The organism is Sphingomonas sp. Leaf208 (assembly GCF_001421415.1).
Lineage (GTDB): Bacteria > Pseudomonadota > Alphaproteobacteria > Sphingomonadales > Sphingomonadaceae > Sphingomonas.
In genome coordinates, this window is the sequence record NZ_LMKH01000036.1 from 220,353 (window position 1) to 239,311 (window position 18,959).

18 protein-coding genes are annotated in these 18,959 nt (G+C 64.9%); 7 read left to right on the forward strand and 11 right to left on the reverse strand.

Translation table 11 applies throughout. The features are described 5' to 3' along the window. Positions 1–56: 56 nt before the first annotated feature. A complete protein-coding gene (locus ASE69_RS18600; RefSeq protein WP_056489807.1) occupies positions 57–1,235 on the forward strand; it encodes an MBL fold metallo-hydrolase in 1,179 nt (392 codons plus the stop codon). 291 nt (positions 1,236–1,526) lie between these two features. On the opposite strand, the gene ASE69_RS18605 is transcribed toward ASE69_RS18600, so the two are convergent. Continuing rightward, positions 1,527–1,913 carry a VOC family protein gene (locus tag ASE69_RS18605; RefSeq protein WP_056489810.1) on the reverse strand — a complete coding sequence of 129 codons (387 nt, stop codon included), beginning with the start codon at positions 1,911–1,913 and terminating at the stop codon, positions 1,527–1,529. A gap of 166 nt (positions 1,914–2,079) precedes the next feature. Next, positions 2,080–2,910, reverse strand: coding sequence for a ferredoxin--NADP reductase (locus ASE69_RS18610; RefSeq protein WP_056489813.1), 831 nt, complete (start codon positions 2,908–2,910; stop codon positions 2,080–2,082). A gap of 166 nt (positions 2,911–3,076) precedes the next feature. On the opposite strand from ASE69_RS18610, the gene uvrB reads away from it, so the two are divergent. Continuing rightward, positions 3,077–5,275: an excinuclease ABC subunit UvrB gene (gene uvrB / locus ASE69_RS18615; RefSeq protein WP_056489816.1), complete on the forward strand. Its 2,199-nt coding sequence runs from the start codon at positions 3,077–3,079 to the stop codon at positions 5,273–5,275. Between the two features lie 51 nt (positions 5,276–5,326). On the opposite strand, the gene ASE69_RS18620 is transcribed toward uvrB, so the two are convergent. Further along, entirely contained in the window at positions 5,327–5,704 is a 378-nt protein-coding gene (locus tag ASE69_RS18620; RefSeq protein WP_056489819.1) for a PRC-barrel domain-containing protein, read from the reverse strand. A 112-nt stretch (positions 5,705–5,816) separates the two neighbouring features. On the opposite strand from ASE69_RS18620, the gene ASE69_RS18625 reads away from it, so the two are divergent. After that, on the forward strand, positions 5,817–6,398 hold the full coding sequence (locus tag ASE69_RS18625) for a hypothetical protein (RefSeq protein ID WP_235518973.1): 582 nt from the start codon (positions 5,817–5,819) through the stop codon (positions 6,396–6,398). Positions 6,399–7,082: 684 nt separating this feature from the next. Here ASE69_RS18625 and ASE69_RS18630 read toward each other — a convergent pair. The 5 genes from ASE69_RS18630 to ASE69_RS22260 all read right to left on the reverse strand — a co-directional run bounded on the left by ASE69_RS18630 (position 7,083) and on the right by ASE69_RS22260 (position 11,501). Continuing rightward, positions 7,083–7,568: a DUF2501 domain-containing protein gene (locus tag ASE69_RS18630; protein ID WP_056489821.1), complete on the reverse strand. Its 486-nt coding sequence runs from the start codon at positions 7,566–7,568 to the stop codon at positions 7,083–7,085. 70 nt (positions 7,569–7,638) lie between these two features. Then, positions 7,639–8,265 carry a hypothetical protein gene (locus ASE69_RS18635; RefSeq protein WP_235518975.1) on the reverse strand — a complete coding sequence of 209 codons (627 nt, stop codon included), beginning with the start codon at positions 8,263–8,265 and terminating at the stop codon, positions 7,639–7,641. A 44-nt stretch (positions 8,266–8,309) separates the two neighbouring features. Continuing rightward, on the reverse strand, positions 8,310–9,827 hold the full coding sequence (locus ASE69_RS18640; protein ID WP_056489828.1) for a fumarate hydratase: 1,518 nt from the start codon (positions 9,825–9,827) through the stop codon (positions 8,310–8,312). A 217-nt stretch (positions 9,828–10,044) separates the two neighbouring features. After that, the gene (locus tag ASE69_RS18645; RefSeq protein ID WP_056489831.1) at positions 10,045–10,839 is read right to left on the reverse strand and encodes a hypothetical protein; all 795 of its coding nucleotides are present in this window, start codon (positions 10,837–10,839) and stop codon (positions 10,045–10,047) included. A 248-nt stretch (positions 10,840–11,087) separates the two neighbouring features. Next, positions 11,088–11,501, reverse strand: a complete 414-nt coding sequence (locus tag ASE69_RS22260; RefSeq protein WP_156362405.1) for a hypothetical protein — start codon at positions 11,499–11,501, stop codon at positions 11,088–11,090. A 172-nt stretch (positions 11,502–11,673) separates the two neighbouring features. On the opposite strand from ASE69_RS22260, the gene ASE69_RS18650 reads away from it, so the two are divergent. Then, on the forward strand, positions 11,674–12,456 hold the full coding sequence (locus ASE69_RS18650; RefSeq protein WP_056489834.1) for an NAD-dependent deacylase: 783 nt from the start codon (positions 11,674–11,676) through the stop codon (positions 12,454–12,456). 179 nt (positions 12,457–12,635) lie between these two features. Here ASE69_RS18650 and era read toward each other — a convergent pair whose 3' ends face one another. From era to lepB, 3 genes are all read right to left on the reverse strand, one after another. Further along, entirely contained in the window at positions 12,636–13,559 is a 924-nt protein-coding gene (gene era, locus ASE69_RS18655; protein ID WP_235518981.1) for a GTPase Era, read from the reverse strand. A 272-nt stretch (positions 13,560–13,831) separates the two neighbouring features. After that, positions 13,832–14,536, reverse strand: coding sequence for a ribonuclease III (rnc, locus tag ASE69_RS18660; RefSeq protein WP_414883461.1), 705 nt, complete (start codon positions 14,534–14,536; stop codon positions 13,832–13,834). Continuing rightward, on the reverse strand, positions 14,491–15,300 hold the full coding sequence (lepB, locus tag ASE69_RS18665) for a signal peptidase I (protein ID WP_056489840.1): 810 nt from the start codon (positions 15,298–15,300) through the stop codon (positions 14,491–14,493). Before lepB ends, rnc begins: the two co-directional genes overlap by 46 nt. A 125-nt stretch (positions 15,301–15,425) precedes the next feature. Here lepB and pgi point away from each other — a divergent pair, with 125 nt between their 5' ends. From pgi to gorA, 3 genes are all read left to right on the forward strand, one after another. Then, positions 15,426–16,916 carry a glucose-6-phosphate isomerase gene (pgi, locus tag ASE69_RS18670; RefSeq protein ID WP_056489844.1) on the forward strand — a complete coding sequence of 497 codons (1,491 nt, stop codon included), beginning with the start codon at positions 15,426–15,428 and terminating at the stop codon, positions 16,914–16,916. A 144-nt stretch (positions 16,917–17,060) separates the two neighbouring features. Beyond that, positions 17,061–17,438 carry a DUF4174 domain-containing protein gene (locus ASE69_RS18675; RefSeq protein ID WP_200924202.1) on the forward strand — a complete coding sequence of 126 codons (378 nt, stop codon included), beginning with the start codon at positions 17,061–17,063 and terminating at the stop codon, positions 17,436–17,438. A gap of 109 nt (positions 17,439–17,547) precedes the next feature. Continuing rightward, positions 17,548–18,921 carry a glutathione-disulfide reductase gene (gene gorA, locus ASE69_RS18680; protein WP_056489851.1) on the forward strand — a complete coding sequence of 458 codons (1,374 nt, stop codon included), beginning with the start codon at positions 17,548–17,550 and terminating at the stop codon, positions 18,919–18,921. Positions 18,922–18,959 lie beyond the last annotated feature (38 nt).

The window sequence follows — 18,959 nt, forward strand, 5'->3', positions numbered from 1 at the left end:
CGATGATCGCCAGCGTGCGTTAGGGCGACATCCAATCCCATGCAGACAGGAACGCCGTGACGAGACTATTGAAGATCGTCGGCGGTGCGATCCTGTTGCTGGTCGTGATCGGTGCGCTGATCGTGACGATCGTGCCGCAATTCCTCGACCGGATCTATTATCGCGGGTCGGCGTCGAGCCATTTCGACGGTGCGCGGTTCTTCAATCCCGACGGCGACGCAGATACCAAGCAGATCCAGCCCAAGGGTAGCGGCGGTGGCCGTGCGAGCTTCTTCTGGAAGTATTTCACGGGCAGCGATGGCCGGCCTGCGTGGCCCACGTCGGTCGCGGTGAACCGCGTCGCACCGCCGGCCCAGGTCGAGGGCGAGCGGATGGTCGTGACGTGGGTCGGCCATGCCAGCGTGTTGATCCAGACGCAGGGGCTCAACATCCTCACCGATCCGGTCTGGGCGGAGAAGGCCGGGCCGCTGGGCACGGGGCCGCGTCGTGTCGCCGAGCCGGGGATCGCGTTCGATGCGCTGCCCAGGATCGACCTCGTGCTGGTCAGCCACAATCACTACGACCATCTCGACAAGGCGACGCTGAAGCGGCTCTGGCAGCGCGATCGGCCGCGGATCGTCACGAGTTTGGGCAATGACAGCGTGATCGGCCAGACCGGCGCGCAGGCGACCGCGCTCGACTGGGGGCAGCGGGTGACCATCAAGCCCGGCGTCGCTGTCGTCGTCACGCGCAACCACCATTGGGGCAGCCGCTGGTTCACCGATCGCAACCGCGCCTTGTGGTCGAGCTTCGTCGTGACGCTGCCGGGCGGGAACGTGTTCTTTGCGGGCGATACCGGCATGGGCGACGGCCAATGGCCGGTCGAAGCGGCGGCGCTCGGGCCGGTCCGGCTGGCGCTGATCCCGATCGGTGCGTTCCGATTCGTCGATGGGCAGATGGAATCGGGCAGCCATATCGGGCCGGTCGATGCGGTCGAAGTATATCGCCGGCTCGGCGCGGCGCACGCGATCCCAATCCACTGGGGGACGTTCCGACTGTCGTTCGAGGGGTATGACACGCCACCGAAGCTGCTGGCGGCGGCGATGCGGTGTACGGGGCAGACTGGGTTCGAGCCCGTGGCGATCGGGCGGCCGGTGGAGGTTGCTGGGTATGTGAAGCCGGCAGCGGTTACGCCGATGCCGCGGGAGGCTTTGCTTAAATGCCTCGATACGCCACAGGTTCGCGCGCTCCGCTAAATTCTCCGTCACCCCGAAGCTGTTCGTCGGGTATCCTCTTCAAGCTAGTAAGCTTGTTTCCCCGCGAAGGCGGGAACCCAGACTGGGCTCCCGCCTTCGCGGGAGAACAAGGAGGATGAAGGGTAACGCCGGCCACACATCCGACCACCCCGGCGAAGGCCGGGGCCCAGTTGGAAAGGTCGCAGTAACGGAAGACCGCGTTAAGTTAGCGACGTTCCCCAACTGGGCCCCGGCCTTCGCCGGGGAGGTGTACCCGCTCGGACGCGATAGGCGCCGAACACAGCCCGCGCTTTACCCCATCTTGAACACGCAAAGCTTGTTGCCGTCGGGATCGCGGAAATACGCGCCGTAGAAGCCCATTTCCTCGGGTCCACGCGTGCCGGCAGCGCCTTCGTCCGCGCCGCCGAGTTCGATCGCCTTGGCGTAGACCTGATCAACCTGCTCGCGCGAATCCGCTGCCAGCGCGACCATCGTGCCGTTGCCCGCAGTCGCGGCAGCGCCGTCATAGGGCTTGCCGATCACGAGCATCGGCTTGTCGGGGCCCGCGCCGTAGAAGGTCAACTGGCGGGCGTCGGGCATCTGCATGAGGCGCTTGCCGCCGACCGTCGCGAACAGCGCGTCGTAGAATGCCAGCGCCGAGTCGATGTCGTTGGTGCCGAGCGTCGCGTAACCGATCATGGGTCTCTCCTCTTATGATTGAGGAGCGATATCGACGGGTTGCGCGGGGGACGCAACTAGCTGCTCCCTCGCGAAGGCGGGGGTCCAGGCCCGAACCCTCCCGGCATTCGACGGTGCAGTAATCCCTGGGCCCCCGCGTTCGCGAAAGAACCAAAGCTTAACGCCATCAGCCGACGAAGGCGCGCTCGATCACGAACGTACCCGGCTTCGAATTCGCGCCTTCCTCGAAGCCCTGCGCCTCGAGCATCACAGCGAATTCCTTGATCATCTCGGTCGAACCACACAGCATCGCGCGGTCGGTCTCGGGGTTCAGCTTCTGATCGCCGCGCACCGGATGGCCGAACAACGACGCATCCTCGATCAGCGCGCCGATCCGCCGCGTGGTGCGGAACGGCTCGCGCGTCACGGTCGGGATGTAGTGGAACTGAGTCTGCGCCTCGTCGGCGATCAGCGGGTCCTCCGCCAGCAGCCCAACCATCTCGTCGTGATAGGCGAGATCGCTCACGCGGCGCACGCTGTGCACGACGATCACCTGTTCATACGCAGCATAGACGTCGGGATCGCGCATCAGGCTGAGGAACGGCGCGAGGCCGGTGCCGGTCGAGAACATGAACAACCGCTTCCCCGGCAGCAGCGCGTCGAGCACCAAAGTACCGGTCGGCTTCTTGCCGAGATACACCTCGTCGCCGGGCTGGATCAGCTGGAGCTTCGAGGTCAGCGGGCCGTCCTCCACCTTGATCGACAGGAACTCGAGCTCCTCCGAATAATGCGGCGATGCGATCGAATAGGCGCGCATGATCGGCTTGCCGCCTTCCTGCGGAAGACCGATCATCACGAACTCGCCCGAGCGGAAGCGGAACGTCGAGGGCCGCTCGATCGCGAAGCTGAACAGATGTTCGTTCCAGTGACGCACCCACAGCACCTTGGCGTTGAGGAACGCGGGGGTCTCGGGGATCAGCGCGGGCGCGCGGGTTGCTTCGACGGTCGGGGCGGTCATGCGTCTATTCCTTGGCCTGCGCGCTGGCGCTGGCGGATCGATGGCTTGCGAAACGGTCGCATTATGGGCGCGAGCCGGACGGGTCAACAACAGCTAAACTTGGCATCGGCCAAACAGGTCCCGTGGCCGTTGCCGACTCACCGTATGTTCCCCATATTCCCCCTCGATGGCCATTCAGATCCGCACCAGTCTCGCCGAGCCCGAAACCGGCGAAAGCTTCGTCCCGCACCGCCCGACCGCGCGTCCCGACAAGATCGAGGGCGGCAAGCGGTTCAACCTCGTCAGCGAATACGAACCCGCGGGCGACCAGCCGACCGCGATCGCCGAACTCGTCTCCGCGATCGGCGACGGCGAGAAGGATCAGGTGCTGCTCGGCGTCACCGGCTCGGGCAAGACCTTCACGATGGCCAGCGTCATCAACCGCGTCCAGCGCCCCGCGCTGATCCTCGCGCCAAACAAGATCCTGGCCGCACAGCTATACGGCGAGATGAAATCGTTCTTCCCCGACAACGCGGTCGAATATTTCGTCAGCTATTACGATTATTACCAGCCCGAGGCGTATGTCGCGCGATCGGATACGTACATCGAGAAGGAATCGTCGACCAACGAGTCGATCGATCGGATGCGGCATTCCGCGACCCGCGCGCTGCTCGAACGCGACGACGTGATCATCGTCGCGTCGGTGTCGTGCCTGTACGGCATCGGCTCAGTCGAGACCTATTCGGCGATGATCTTCGACCTCAAGAAGGGCACGACGGTCGACCAGCGCGAGATCGTGCGAAAGCTCGTCGCGCTCCAGTACAAGCGCAACGACGCGGCGTTCCAGCGCGGCAATTTCCGCGTGAAGGGCGATACGCTCGAGATTTTCCCGTCGCATTACGAGGACAGCGCGTGGCGCATCTCGTTCTTCGGCGACGATATCGAGGAGATCATCGAGTTCGATCCGCTGACCGGCAAGAAGGTCGCGTCGCTGAACTCGGTGCGCGTGTACGCGAACTCGCACTACGTGACGCCCGGCCCGACGCTCAAGCAGGCGGGCGAGGCGATCAAGCACGAGCTGGCCGAGCGGCTGAAGGAGCTGGTGCTGGAGGGCAAGCTGCTGGAGGCGCAGCGGCTCGAGCAGCGCACCAACTTCGATCTTGAGATGATCGCCGCGACCGGCTCCTGTGCGGGGATCGAGAATTACAGCCGCTTCTTGACCGGTCGCATGCCCGGCGAGCCACCACCCACGCTGTTCGAATATCTCCCCGACAACGCGCTGCTGTTCGTCGACGAGAGCCACGTCACGATCGGCCAGATCAACGGCATGTCGCGCGGCGATCACCGTCGCAAACTGACGCTCGCGGAGTATGGCTTCCGCCTGCCGAGCGCGATCGACAACCGCCCGCTGCGCTTAAACGAATGGGACGCGATGCGCCCGCCGACGACCTATGTCTCGGCAACCCCGGGCAGCTGGGAGATGGAGCAGACCGGCGGCGTGTTCGCCGAACAGGTCATCCGCCCGACCGGGCTGATCGATCCCCCCGTCGAGATCAAGCCGGTCGAGGAACAGGTGCAGGACCTGATCGTCGAGGTCGGCAAAACGACCGCGCTTGGCTACCGCACCCTAGTCACCACCCTGACCAAGCGGATGGCCGAAGATCTGACCGAATACATGCACGAAGCGGGCATAAAAGTCCGCTACATGCACAGCGACGTCGAAACGCTGGAACGCATCGAACTTATCAGAGATCTCCGTCTGGGCGTCTACGACGTCCTGATCGGCATCAACCTGTTGCGTGAGGGATTGGACATCCCCGAATGCGGGCTGGTCGCGATCCTCGATGCGGACAAGGAGGGCTTCCTGCGCTCCGAAACGTCGCTGATCCAGACGATCGGTCGCGCGGCGCGCAACGTCGACGGCCGCGTGATCCTGTATGCCGACCGCGTCACCGGATCGATGGAGCGCGCGATGAACGAAACGTCGCGCCGCCGCGAGAAGCAGGTCGCGTACAATACCGAGCACGGCATCACCCCGACGACGATCCGCCGCAACATCGGCGACATCATCGCGCACGTCGCGAGCCAGGATCAGGTGACGATCCCGATCGACGAGGACCGTCCGCACATGGTCGGCCACAACCTGCGCGCGTACATCGAGGACCTCGAAAAGCAGATGCGCAAGGCGGCGTCGGATTTGGAGTTCGAAACGGCCGGGCGATTGCGCGACGAGATCCGCCAACTGGAGAACGAGGAACTCGGCCTGCCGGTCGACCAGCAGAAGGCGCCGGTCATGGGTCGCTCTAACGAGGGCAAGCCGGGCACGCGAAAAACGCGTTACGGCAAGAGCCAGAAGATGCGGATGGGGGGCTCACGGTCGCGGTGATCGCGGACGTCACCGGTGCGGGCAACTTACCCGCACCGGTCGAAGTGGAGCTTAACTGACGACGAGGTCCTCGCTGTTCGACCCGTAATAGCTTGCCACACGGTCGGCATAGGCCTGGTCGAACACCGGTGCGTTGTTCGCCCAACTGGGGCCGCCTTCCAGAACGCGCTTGTCGATCGTGACCACGTAGAGGTCGCGGACGGCGTCGAACTGGAGCAGCGAGAACGGCAGCGGGTAGAAGCTCTTGCCCATGCCGAGGAAGCCGCCGAGGCTGAGCACGGCATGCGTGACGCGGCCGGTGCCCTTGTGGACCATGAACGCGTGGACCGAGCCGACATTGTCGCCGTCGCGGCTCTCGACCTTCATCGTGCCGGAGATGTTCGACTGGACGAGCAGCTGGGTCGGCGTCTGGGCGGCGGTATCGGACATGAACGTTCTCCTGATTTCTTCCGTCGCTGAACCGGTATCACCGTGCGGCGGTTCCCGGCTAGCGCGCTTCGTCGTACTTGAGCGACTGCCGGGCGTGCCGCATAGCGATGCGATGCGCACTCCGTCCCCTCACCTCGTCGGCTTGCGATCGCTTGCCCACCCTCTCGTCCTAGCGCGGCTTGCCGGTCTGGCGACGCTCGCGTCGATCGCGGGCTGCGTGCCGCCACCGCGGGCCGAAGCGCCGCCCCCGCCGCGTACCGTGGCCCCGCCCGCTGCTCCGGCACCGCGCCCGGTACCGATTGCTGCGGATTGGCGCGACTGGCCGTATTCGCCGGGGACGTGGGTGTATCGCCGCGATGCGCGCGGTTCGATCGCGTTGTTCGGGCCTGCCAATGCCGATGCGTCGCTGACGGTGCGCTGCGACACGGCTGCACGCCAGGTCTATCTGTCGCGCGCGGGGAGCACGCCGACGCCGCTGACGATCCGCACGTCGAGCGTGACGCGGGCCGTCTCCGTACAGCCGACCGGAGGCACGCCGCCTTATGTCGCGGCCTCACTGATGCCGAACGATTCGTTGCTGGAGGCGATGGGGTTCAGTCGCGGGCGGTTCGTCGTCCAGCAGGCCGGACTGCCGCCGCTCGTCGTGCCCGCCTGGGCCGAGATCGAACGCGTCACCGAGGATTGCCGCGGCTGATTTCGTTGAACCGGCAGTCGCACAGGATTGACCGAAAACTTCCGTAAAACAAGGCTTGTATCGCAGGCGCGGTCGGCACACATTGGCGTTGCGGTCAGGCTTGGCCGCGTTGTTTCAACAAGCGAAAGGAGGTGATCCGATGTCTCATGGTTCAGCAGTGAGTTCGGTTCGGTTCGTTCGGGGGACGCACCGCTAAGTCCGCCGGTCCGCGTGGGGAGTATCCTCTCCCAGTCAACACGTGGTCCATAGGATAGGCGGTACGCATGGTCCTCCGGGCTGGAGCTCTCCGGCCGCTGACCATGTCAGGAGGCTGTCGGTTCGTCGTGAGACGATCCGGCAGCCTCTTTTCGTTTGTGAGAACTACGGGGCGTGGTGGCATGCTGTGCTTGGGGCAAACTCATTGCCCGGCCCGCGCCGCCTAATGTGAGGCCAGTTCCAGACTCCACAGCACTACGTACTTGATCGGTTAAGTTTTGCGGCATTGTATGGCCGAAACTATCCAGAGATTCCGGGACGTTTGGCACGCCGCCGTCCGTGACAGATCGAAGGGGCAGTTCACGTCTTTGTTCTCCCGCGAAGGCGGGAGCCCAGTCTGGATCCCCGCCTTCGCGGGGAAACATGCTGGTTCAGGTACACACGCTGCGCTTTGCTCCGTAGAGGCGTCGGCTGCCCAAGACCGCCGCCCTACAGGAACGACTTCGCCCGGTTAAGGACTATGCTGCACATCCGCGTCTTCACCTGCCCGCCGAGATCGTCGAGTGAAAACGCCTGGCCGTTCGGCGCCTGCACTTCGCCTTCCTGTCCCGCGGCATAGCCCGGCGACGTCTGCACGCCCTGACGTCCGGTCAGACGCTGGAGGATCGACTGCGCGCCGGTGGCCGGGGCCTTTGCGCTGGCCGCTCGTGACGCAGCATTCCGCCCGCCAGTTAAGGCGCCAAGTGCACCGCCTTGCCCGAGCAGATTGTTCTTCAGGCAATAGCCGAGCAATCCGGCAGCATTGCCCGCGCCGATCGATCCGACGTTCGGCAACGCGCCACCGAGCAGACCGCCGAGTCCCCCGAGGCTGCCCAAGCCACCCTGCGTCGACGCCGATTGTGGCGCGGTGGTCTGGGCCGAGGCCGTGGTTGCGAGGGCGAAGGCTGCGACGAGGGCGATTGCGGTCTTGGGCATGATGAGCGTGCTCCGATAAGGACGTATTACCAACAGGACTGGCCGGGGTGCGTTCCGAACTCGACTTCGTTCAGCCGCCCGCGAAGAACGCGTCGACCGATCCACGCTTGGCGCCCAACGCCGCCGCCACCCGTCGGCGGGCATCGTAATACACCAGCGCCGGCGCGGCCGGATCGGTCGTGCGAAGGCGGGCGGCCTCCGCGTCCGTCAGGCTGCTCTCGCGCGCAACATGATCCGCATACCCCTCCTGCTGCCAGGTCGGGAGCATAGCACTGCGCACTTCGCCAAGATGGTTGGCGATCATGATGTGCGTCGTCTCGTGCGCGATCACGCCGGACAGCGTCCGAGTACCGCCGATCACACGACCGTTCGTCACGCGGTCGGCGGCGACGTCGCTGCGGTTGAAAACGATCGCCGCACTGAAGGGCCGGCGGAATGCAAAGGCGCCCGGCGATTGGATCGCCAAAAGGCGCCACCGCCAGCCACCGTTCGTCAGGAACAACGACCGATCGAGCGAGCCGGTGTAGATCGGACTGGCGCGCAGCAACCCTTCCGCGCGCGCCAGTTCGCTGCCGATCCGCGGATCGATCGGACGCTCGGCATAGACGGTGACGGTGCCGACGTGCTGCTCATACGGAAACGCTAGCAACTGCGGCGCGTGGACGACTGCGACGGCAAGCAGAAGGAGGAAGGCCACGACCCACCGGACGGACCCCCGCCCCCTTCTGACTGCGCGCGTCGTCATGCCGGCGTCAGCAAGCCTTCGCGCGCGATCTTCTCGCGCCACACCAACGGCGCGAGCTGGTGGACGTTCTCGCCCGCGGAATCGACCGCGACGGTCACCGGGAAGTCGCTGACCTCGAACTCGTAGATCGCTTCCATCCCGAGATCGGCGAAGCCGACGACCTTCGATCCCTTGATCGCGCGCGCGACCAGATAGGCCGCGCCGCCGACCGCCATCAGATACGCCGACTTGGCCTCCGCGATTGCCTTGGTCGCATCGCCCCCACGCTCGGCCTTGCCGACCATTGCCAGCAGGCCCTGATCGAGCATCATCCGCGTGAACTTGTCCATCCGCGTCGCCGTCGTCGGCCCTGCAGGTCCGACGACTTCCTCGCCGACCGGATCGACCGGGCCGACGTAATAGATCACACGACCCTTGAAATCCACCGGCAGCGGCTCACCCGCATCGAGCATGTCCTTGATCCGCTTGTGCGCCGCGTCACGCCCGGTCAGCATCTTGCCGTTGAGCAGCAGGCGGTCACCATGCTTCCACGTCTGCACGACGTCGGGCGTCAGCGTGTCGAGATCGACGCGGATCGCGGCCTTGTCGGGCGTCCAGTTGACGTCGGGCCATTCCTCCAGCTTCGGCGCCTCCAGATACACCGGGCCTGAGCCGTCGAGCACGAAATGCGCGTGGCGCGTGGCAGCACAGTTCGGGATCATCGCCACCGGCTTCGACGCGGCGTGCGTCGGCCAGTCGAAGATCTTCACGTCGAGGATGGTGGACAGTCCGCCCAGCCCCTGCGCGCCGATGCCGAGCGCGTTGACCTTGTCGTAGATCTCTATCCGCAGCGCCTCGATATCGTTCCTCGGGCCGCGCGCCTTCAGCTGCGCCATGTCGATTGACCCCATCAGCGACTGCTTGGCGAGGATCATCGACTTCTCGGCGGTGCCACCGATGCCAATGCCGAGCATGCCGGGTGGGCACCAGCCGGCGCCCATCTGCGGGATCATCTCGAGCACCCAATCGACGATCGAATCGCTCGGGTTCATCATCTTGAACTTCGACTTGTTCTCGCTGCCGCCGCCCTTCGCCGCGACGTCGATCGAGACGGTGTTGCCCGGCACCATCTCGACATGCATCACGCTCGGCGTGTTGTCCTTGGTGTTGCGGCGGGTGAAGGCGGGGTCGGCGAGGATCGACGCACGCAGCTTGTTCTCGGGGTTGAGATAGGCTTTCCGCACGCCCTCATCGATCACTTCCTGGAGCGAGCGGGTCGACTCGAGGCGGCAGTCCTGGCCCCATTTGACGAAGATCGTGACGATGCCGGTGTCCTGGCAGATCGGGCGGTGACCCTCCGCGCACATCCGGCTGTTGGTGAGGATCTGCGCGATCGCATCCTTGGCGGCGGGCGATTGCTCGGCCTCGTACGCGACGCCCAAGGCGCGGATGTAATCCATCGGATGGTAGTAGCTGATGAACTGGAGTGCGTCGGCGACGCTTTCGATCAGGTCGGCTTCGGTGATGACGGTCATGCAGCGCCTTTACGGATACAGGTTTGCAGGCGTCTTAGCGGTGATCGTGCGATTTTTGAAGACGGGGTCGGTGCGGTGATCGGGGCGCAAACGGCCAAAGGTTACGATAAGGTCACACCAACGGCCCTGGCGTATCCGATGCCACCAAATAGAAAAGGCCGGGATGGCCTTCGCGCCACCCCGACCTTTCCTAGTTATATCAGAGTCTTAGTGCGATTTACATCGGTGGCGTCAGGCCGTCCTTGCCCACTGCGACCGACCTGGCGCCCTTGGAGCCCGGCGAGATGATCGCGAACAGCTTCTGGCCCTTAGCGAGGACGGTGCGCTCGGCTGGCTCGAACCGGACGATCGGCGTACCGACGGGAACGACGACCTGGGCCTTGCCGCCCTTGTACGAGATGCTCAGCTTGGTCTCGCCGGGCTTGCCTGCGTTGCCGGTAACGGTGCCGTTGGTCATGCCGCTCTGCTGCGCGACCGTGCCGTTCGTCATCGCGCTCTGGCCATCGACGGTGCCGTTGGTCATCGCGCTCTGCCCGTCGACGGTGCCGTTGGTCATGGCGCTCGAGCCGCTCATGCCGCCGCCTGCAGCCGCGACCGCGCCGGGGACGTCCCAGGGATAATGACCCTCGCCTGTGCCGCGCATCGCCTCGGGGAAGATGACCAGTTCGACCGCGCGCAACGCGTTGTCTGGACCGGTCGTCGCGGTGCCGATGAAGTCGCCGTCCTTGAGCGTCGACAGGTCGGACTTCACCACCCAGGCGAACTTGGTGTTGGGGTCGAGCGGCACGGTGGCCGACTTGCCGTCATAGGTCTGGACGGTCAGCGCGTCGGTGCCGATCGCGGTGATGACGCCGCGGACGCGGTTAACCGCCGGGGTCGCGCTCGCCGCGGCGCTGGTGTTGCCCATGGCGATGTTCGCGGTCGAGGTGTTCGAGTCCGTCGAAGTCGTCTGACCACAGCCGCCAAGGACCGCGACCACGCCACTCAGCAGCATCAGCTTTTTCGTCAACATCGCATCGGATCCTTCAGTTCTGCCGGCCTAGACGCCGACATGGTACCTGCGAACGGGTCGCGGACGGCCACGGTGGCGTGGTCGATGCTGCTCAACGTCCGACGGGAGAAACCGGACGCATCGGTCCGATCGGATCACGCGATTGCGGCCCGTCCGCTTTTTCGAGTCAGACGTCGGCGGGGCGCAGCGCGGCGGGGGACACTTGGCCCTGTGAAGAGGCGACGGCCGGGACTGAGCCTATCGGCCCCTCACGATACCGGATGACCTCGCGCCATCAGCACGTCGATCTTGCTCTTGGGCATATTGATCAAGAGCCCGTTCTTGTTTTTTGCAAAGGAGGTGAAGTCTACCTCGACGCTACCGATCGCGCTCGACACCGTCGCAAAGCTTTTACCGACGGACTCGACTTTGCCGATCACCAATCCCTTTGAATCGTGAACGTCCAGCCCCTGCCTAATTTCTCCCGGCAGCGTCGGAACAGGCCGCGTCGTCAATCGATTGGAGTCGGCAACGCCTACTTGGAACTCTTCGAAAACCCGCTGACGGTTTAAGTCTCCAGGACCGCTGTTGTTCGGCCCCGCTCCCGCGCCCGCTTGTTGAGCCTGTACTCCGGCCGCCGATGCGATGATTGAGACGATCATACCAAGCAGGACTCTACGCATTTCTTCCTCCCCTAAACATTTTATACTTTCAGCTTATCCTGATTGCGAGCTAACGACAATACTTGGCTATTGCCGCCGCCGAGTTGGCGAGACTTGGTATTGCCCCACCCCAAAGCGGAAAGGCTGCTTTCCACCACTTTCCGACATTCCCTCACTCGCGTATTCTGTCGCCATGCGCGATATCCAGAACATTGTAATCCTGACGGGCGCGGGCGTTTCCGCCGAGTCCGGCGTCCCCACATTTCGCTCTAAAGGCGGCGTAACCTATTGGGATGTTTACGAAAGCGATCTGGCTCCAAAAAGCTATAGGATCGAGGATGTTTGCACGCCCGAGGCGCTCGCGGCGGATCCGGAACTGGTGCACCGGTTCTACGATCTGCGGCGCACGGCTCTGGCGACGGTCGAGCCTAACGCCGCGCACCACGCGCTGGCGCGGCTGGATGCGGCTTGGAAGGGCGAGTTGCTGATCGTTACGCAGAATGTCGATGACCTGCACGAGCGGGTGGGGGCGACGCGGATGCTGCATATGCATGGTGAGTTGTTGTCGGCGCTGTGTGCCGTTTGTGGGGCGCGTGAGCCTTGGTCGGGGGCATTGCCGGAGGGGTCGGTGTGCGACGCGTGCGGGGCCGCGGCGTTGCGGCCGGACATCGTGTTCTTTGGCGAGATGCCGTACCAGATGGAGCGGATCGAGGCCGCGCTGGCGAAGGCCGATCTGTTCGTTTCGATCGGAACTTCGGGCGCGGTGTATCCGGCGGCGGGGTTCGTGCAGACCGCGGCGTATCATGGGGCGCGGACGCTGGAGCTGAACCTCGATCCTTCGATGGGGAGCGTGTTTTTCGAGCAGACGCGGATTGGCGCGGCGGGGGTGTTGGTGCCGGCTTGGGTTGATGAGGTGCTGGGCTCGTTACCTGGCATCCACCCCGGCGGAGGCCGGGGCCCAGTTGGGAATGCCTGAGTAACGGAGCGCTGTCCGTCGTGACGACCGTCCCCCAACTGGGCCCCGGCCTTCGCCGGGGTGGTTGTGGGGCGGGCGCGGGTTGGTGCTGACCTAGGGTGGAAAGATTGTTCTCCCGCGAAGGCGGGAGTCCAGTCTGGGCCCCCGCCTTCGCGGGGGAACAGTCTTTTGGACGAGGGTTAGTCGACCCAGTCGAGGCCCATGTCGCGGTAGACTTCGCGGTCTTCGTCCCAGCCGGGTTTTACCTTTACGTGCAGGTAGAGATGCACGGGCTTGCCGGTGATCGAGGCGAGTTCAATGCGGGAGCGGGCGCCGATTTCCTTGATGCGGACACCGCCCTTGCCGAGCACGATCGCGCGCTGCGTGGGGCGTTCGACGAGGATCTGCTGGTGGATTTCCAACGAGCCGTCCTGGCGTTCGATATACTGCTCGGTCTCGATCGTGCTCGCATAGGGCAGCTCGGCGTGGAGCTGGAGATAGAGCTGTTCGCGCGTGACCTCGGAGGCCAGTGCGCGCTCGGTCGAGTCGGAGACCTGGTCCTCGGGGTAGTGCCACGGACCTTCTGGCATCGCCTTGGCGAGCTGCGTCTTGAAGTGGGCGAGGCCGTCGCCGGTGCCGGCGCTGATGAAGAACGTCTCGGCGAAGGGGAGCAGCGCGTTCAGTTTCTCGGCGTGGATCAGCAGCTTGGTCTTGTCGGCGAGATCGACCTTGTTGAGGATAAGCCAGATTGGCTCGGTCCGGCCGACCAGCGATTCGACGATCGTGGTGACCTTGCCGCCGATCCCGCCCTTGGCGTCGACCACCAGCGCGATGATGTCGGAGCCTTCCGCGCCACCCCAGGCGGCGGCGACCATCGCGCGGTCGAAGCGGCGCTTGGGCTCGAAGATGCCGGGGGTGTCGACGAGCAGGATCTGCGTGTCGCCTTCGATCGCGACGCCCATCAGTTTCGCACGCGTCGTTTGTGCCTTGGGGCTGACGATCGCGACCTTCTGGCCGACGAGCGCGTTGACGAGCGTCGACTTGCCCGCGTTCGGCGCGCCGACGATGGCGACTAGGCCGCAATGCTTGGGGGCGGAGATTTCAGGCGTGGTAGGTTCGGTCACTTAGGCTCTTTTCGGCATCGGGATATTCGGAGGCCATCATACAGACAAAACGCCCTCGCGTCATTCCCGCCAAACTGCGGCCTCACTCGCCGGCGCGTCGGGTGCAGTCCGAGAAGGAGAAATGGTTCACGCGGAGGCGCGGAGATGGTGTGGATGGGGCTCGCGCCGTCTGCGATCATGCGCCGCCGATTATCTCGGAGGCGTTCGGGGCAAGGCCGGAGTTCCAATCGGACCGCCTCCGCGGCTCCGCGTCTCCGCGTGAACCAACCTTCTTAGCCGAGCTTCTCGAGCAGTGCCTTGGCCGCAGCGGTCTCGGCTTCCTGTTTGCTGGAGCCCGTCGCGGTCGCTTCGGCGAGTTTGCCGACTGACACCAGCATCGTGAATTTGGGGGCGTGGCCGGGGCCGGTGCGTTCTACGATGGTGTATTCGGGGGGCTTACGGTTGTGGGCGGCGGCCCATTCCTGGAGCGCGGACTTGGGGTGTTGCGGGGCCTTTGCGCCGGCTTGCACCCTGTCGCCCCAGGCGCCACGGACGAACTTGCGCGCGGCGTCTAGGCCGGCTTCCTGGTACCACGCGCCGATCAGCGCTTCCATCACGTCGCCGAGCACGTTGTCGCTGTCGCTGGCGCCGTCGTCGCGGGCCTGCTTGCCGAGTTTGAGGTGCGCGCGGACGCCGAGTTCTCGCGCGACGTCGGCGCAGACCGGGCCGGTGACGAGTGCGTTGAGGCGTTTCGACAGCGAACCCTCGGGATCGGTCGCGAACAGTTCGTAGAGCCACTCGGCGATGATCAGGCCGAGGACGCGGTCGCCGAGGAACTCAAGACGCTCATAGTTCGCCGCGGCCTGGCTGCCGTGCGTGAGGGCGCGCTCATAGGGGGCGAGGTTGGTCGGTGCGCGGCCGAAGAGCGTCTTCAGCCAGCTGGCGAGATCGCTCAAAAGCCTTCCCCGATACGGCTCCAGCGCGCGGCACTGACCCAGGTCCACGGCTTCAGCCATTCGGCATCGCCGTCGGTCGAGAAGAAGTTGACGACCGCCTTGCCCTCGACGTTCTCGAGCGGGACGTAGCCCATGCCCTGCGGCGCGGGGAAGCGGCTGTCGCCGCTGTCGTCGCGGTTGTCGCCCATCACGAAGATGTGGCCGGCGGGGATCGTGTAGAGCCCGGTGTCGTCGCGGTCGGGGAGTTCGGCCTGGTCGAGGACTTCGTAGCTGCGCCCGCCGGGAAGCGTTTCGCGAAAGCGGGGGTAGCGGCAGATCTGGACGTTCGCGACGACGTCGACGTACGGCGCGCCGCATTTCTCGGCGTTGAAGTTCTCGGTCAGCGGGATCGTGAAGTCGGCGATGCGCAGCTTCGGGATCGCCTTGCCGTTGAGGTAGACGGTGCCCTGGCGCATCTGGATGGTCTCGCCGGGGAGGCCGATGACGCGCTTGATGACGTCGTGGTCGAGCACTTCGGGTGCGCGGAAGACGACGACGTCGCCGCGGGTCGGGGTGCTGCCGAAGATGCGGCCGGGGATCAGCGGGATACCGGCGGGGAGCGACCAGCGCGAATAGCCGTAGTTCCACTTCGACACGAAGAGATAGTCGCCGATCAGCAGCCGGGGCAGCATCGACTCGGACGGGATGCTGAACGGCGCGAAGATGAAGCTGCGCAGGATCAGCACGACCAGTGCGAGCTTCAGCAGGAAGCGGAAGGTTTCGCTTGTTTCGGAGCGTACGGGTTTGGTCTTCACGTCATTTGCCATCCGCGCGGGTTTGCTCAACCTGCGCCTATCGTCAAGCGTGTGCGGGATACGTGTCACCGAAAGAGCGTTGTCGCGGTCTCGCGCTTGCAGCATGACCGGCGCGCACGTCTATCCGGAGAAGTAGCATGACCGCCGACTGGTCCAAGATCGAAGCCCTGCCCGCCACCAAGCTGACCGACCTGTTCGCGGCGGACTCGGAGCGCCTCTCGAAGCTGAGCCTCGATGTCGCGGGGATCCATTTCGACTGGTCGAAGACGCATCTGACCACGGACATGGTCACCGCGTTCGAGGAAATGGCGAAGGCGCAGGACCTGTCGGGCAAGCGCCAGGCGCTGTTCTCGGGCGAGGTCGTCAACGTCACCGAGGGCCGCGCGGTCGAGCACACTGCCGAGCGCGGCGAGGGCAAGCCCGAGAGCGTCGCGATCGCGCAGGCGAGCCACCAGCGGATGCGGACGCTGATCGATGCGATCGAGGCGGAGGCGCTGGGTCCGGTGCGGCATATCCTGCATGTCGGGATCGGTGGGTCGGCGCTGGGGCCGCAGTTGCTGGTCGATGCGCTGGGGCGTGACGACAAAAGGTACGACGTCGCGATCGTCGCCAATGTCGACGGCGTCGCGCTGGAGGACGTGTTCGCGAAGTTCGATCCGGCGGCGACTTTGCTGGTGGTTGCGTCGAAGACGTTCACCACGACCGAAACGCTGATGAACGCCGAAAGCGTGCTGCAGTGGATGACCGAGCATAATGTCGAGGATCCGTATGGCCGCGTGATCGCGCTGACCGCGTCGCCCGAGAAGGCGATGGAATGGGGTGTCGACGAGACGCGTATCCTGCCGTTCGCGGAGAGCGTCGGCGGGCGGTATTCGCTGTGGTCGACGATCGGATTCCCGGCGGCGATCGCGCTCGGGTGGGACCGGTTCGAGGAACTGCTCGAGGGTGCGGCCGAGATGGACCGGCATTTCCGGCTGTCGGCGCTCCACGAAAACGCGCCTGCGCTCGCGGCGTTCGCCGACCTGTATTACACGCAGATCCGCCATGCCGAGACGCGCGCCCCGTTCGCGTATGACGAGCGGTTGCGGTTGCTGCCGAGCTATCTCCAGCAGTTGGAGATGGAGTCGAACGGCAAGTCGGTGACGGTCGACGGGCAGCCGCTCGGGCGGCCGTCGGCGGCGATAACCTGGGGTGGGGTCGGCACCGAGGCGCAGCATGCGGTGTTCCAGCTGCTTCACCAAGGCACGCATCTCGTCCCGGTCGAGTTCATCGCGGTGATCGAGCCGGGCGATACGTTGCCCGAGGAGCATCACCGGGCGCTGTTGCTGAATGCATTTGCGCAGGGTGCTGCGCTGATGGCGGGCAAGCAGGTCGAGGATCCGGCGCGGAGCTATTCGGGCGATCGGCCGTCTTCGACATTGCTGCTCGATGATCTGGATGCGCGGACGCTGGGCGCGCTGATCGCGTTTTACGAGCACCGGGTGTTCGTGAATGGCGTGCTGTTGGGGATCAATTCGTTCGACCAGTTCGGGGTCGAACTGGGGAAGGAAATGGCGAAGGCTGCGGAGAAGGGCGGTCAGACGTTCGATCCTTCGACGGATGATCTTATCAAGCGCGCTTTTGGGTAATTCCGAGGGGAAACCTCTTTCTTGTTCCCCCGCGGAGGCGGGGGCCCAGGATACCACCCGCAGCGCTTGTGACCCTGGGCTCCCGCCTTCGCGGGAGAACTGGAGGGCGCGGGAGAACTGGAGAGGCTGAGGCGTTACATCCTCATGCCTCTAATCCTTGCCATCGCGCTTGCCGCCTCCCCCACCGTGGCGCAGATGAAGTGGGAGCGGCGCGTGTTGATCGTCTCCGCCCCGACCGCTGATGATCCCTCACTCGCGGAGCAACGCCGCGTTCTCGCCGCTTGGAAGAGCAGCGCCGCCGCCCGCGATCTCACCGTTGTCGAAATCGTTGGGGACACGGTCCGTGGCGCGGGCGACCCAGCCGCAGCGCTCCGCCGCAAATATCGCCTCCCCGCCACCTTCACCGCGATCCTCATCGGCAAGGACGGTGGCGAGAAACTGCGCAGTGCCAAGCCCTTCCCCGCCGCCACGCTGGAGGCGACGATCGATGCGATGCCGATGCGCAAGGCGGGGCAGCGATAGGCTGAGCCGATCAGCGTGATCGCCGCGTCGGGGTTGCCGCCTCGAGCCCCCTGCCCCAGATGGCATGCAAAGCCGCTCGCCAGCGGCACGCGACCTACGAGGACTGCCCGTGACCGACACCACATCCGCGACCGATACCCAATTCGACTATGACCTGTTCGTCATCGGCGCAGGCTCGGGTGGCACGCGTGCGTCGCGCGTCGCCGCAGCGCACGGTGCACGCGTCGCGGTCGCCGAGGAATACCGGGTTGGTGGCACATGCGTCATCCGCGGGTGCGTGCCGAAGAAGTTGCTGATCTACGGCGCGCATTTCGCCGAGGATCTGAAGGACGCCAAGCGGTTCGGCTGGCAAGTGCCCGACGATTGCGCGTTCAGCTGGCCGACGTTGCGCGACAACGTGATGGAGGAGGTCGACCGGATCAACGGCGCGTACACGACCACGCTGCAGAACAACCATGTCGACATCATCCACCAGCGCGCGATCGTATCGGGGCCGAATGAAGTCACGCTCGCCGATGGCACGACGAAGACCGCCGCGAAGATCCTGATCGCGGTCGGTGCGCATCCCTTGACCCCGGAGTTCCCCGGCTCGGAACACGGCATCACCTCGAACGAGGTGTTCCACCTCGACGACGTGCCGAAGCGCGTGCTGATCGCCGGCGCGGGCTATATCGCCAACGAGTTCGCGGGGATCTTCCACCAGTTCGGATCGCACGTTACGCTCGTGAACCGCACCGACGTCATCCTGCGCGGCTATGACGAATCGATCCGCGACCGGCTGCTCCAGATCTCGATGAGCAAGGGCATCGATTTCCGCTTCAACGCGGCGTTCGAGAGCATCGAGAAGGACTCGGATGGCTGCCTGACGGTCAAGATGAGCGGGCATGAGCCGATCGTCGTCGATCTCGTGATGTTCGCGACCGGTCGTTTGCCCAACACGAAGGGCCTCGGGCTCGAAACCGCGGGCGTCGAGATGGACGCGGCCGGCGCGGTGATCGTCGATGAGGACAACAAGTCGAGCTGCGCTTCGATCTTCGCGGTCGGTGACGTCACCAACCGGATCCAGCTGACCCCGGTCGCGATCCGCGAGGGGCAGGCGTTTGCGGACACGTTCTTCGGTGGCAAGCCGACACGCGTCGATTACGCCAACGTCCCCGCCGCGGTGTTCAGCCATCCGCCGATGGCTGGCGTTGGCATGACCGAGTCGCAGGCGCGGGAAGCACTTGGCTCGGTTAGGGTGTATTCGAGCGACTTCCGGCCGATGAAGAACGTGCTGGCGGGCCGTAACGAGCGTTCGCTGTACAAGATGATCTGCGATGGCGAGACCGACCGGGTCGTCGGCATCCACATGATCGGGCCGGACTGTCCGGAGATCCTGCAATCGGCTGCGGTGGCGGTGAAGGCGGGGCTTACCAAGGCCGATTTCGATGCGACGGTCGCGCTGCATCCGACGATGGCGGAAGAGCTTGTACTGATGAAGTAGGGCTCGACCCCGCTTCAAGCCTGTTCCTCCGCGCTGGC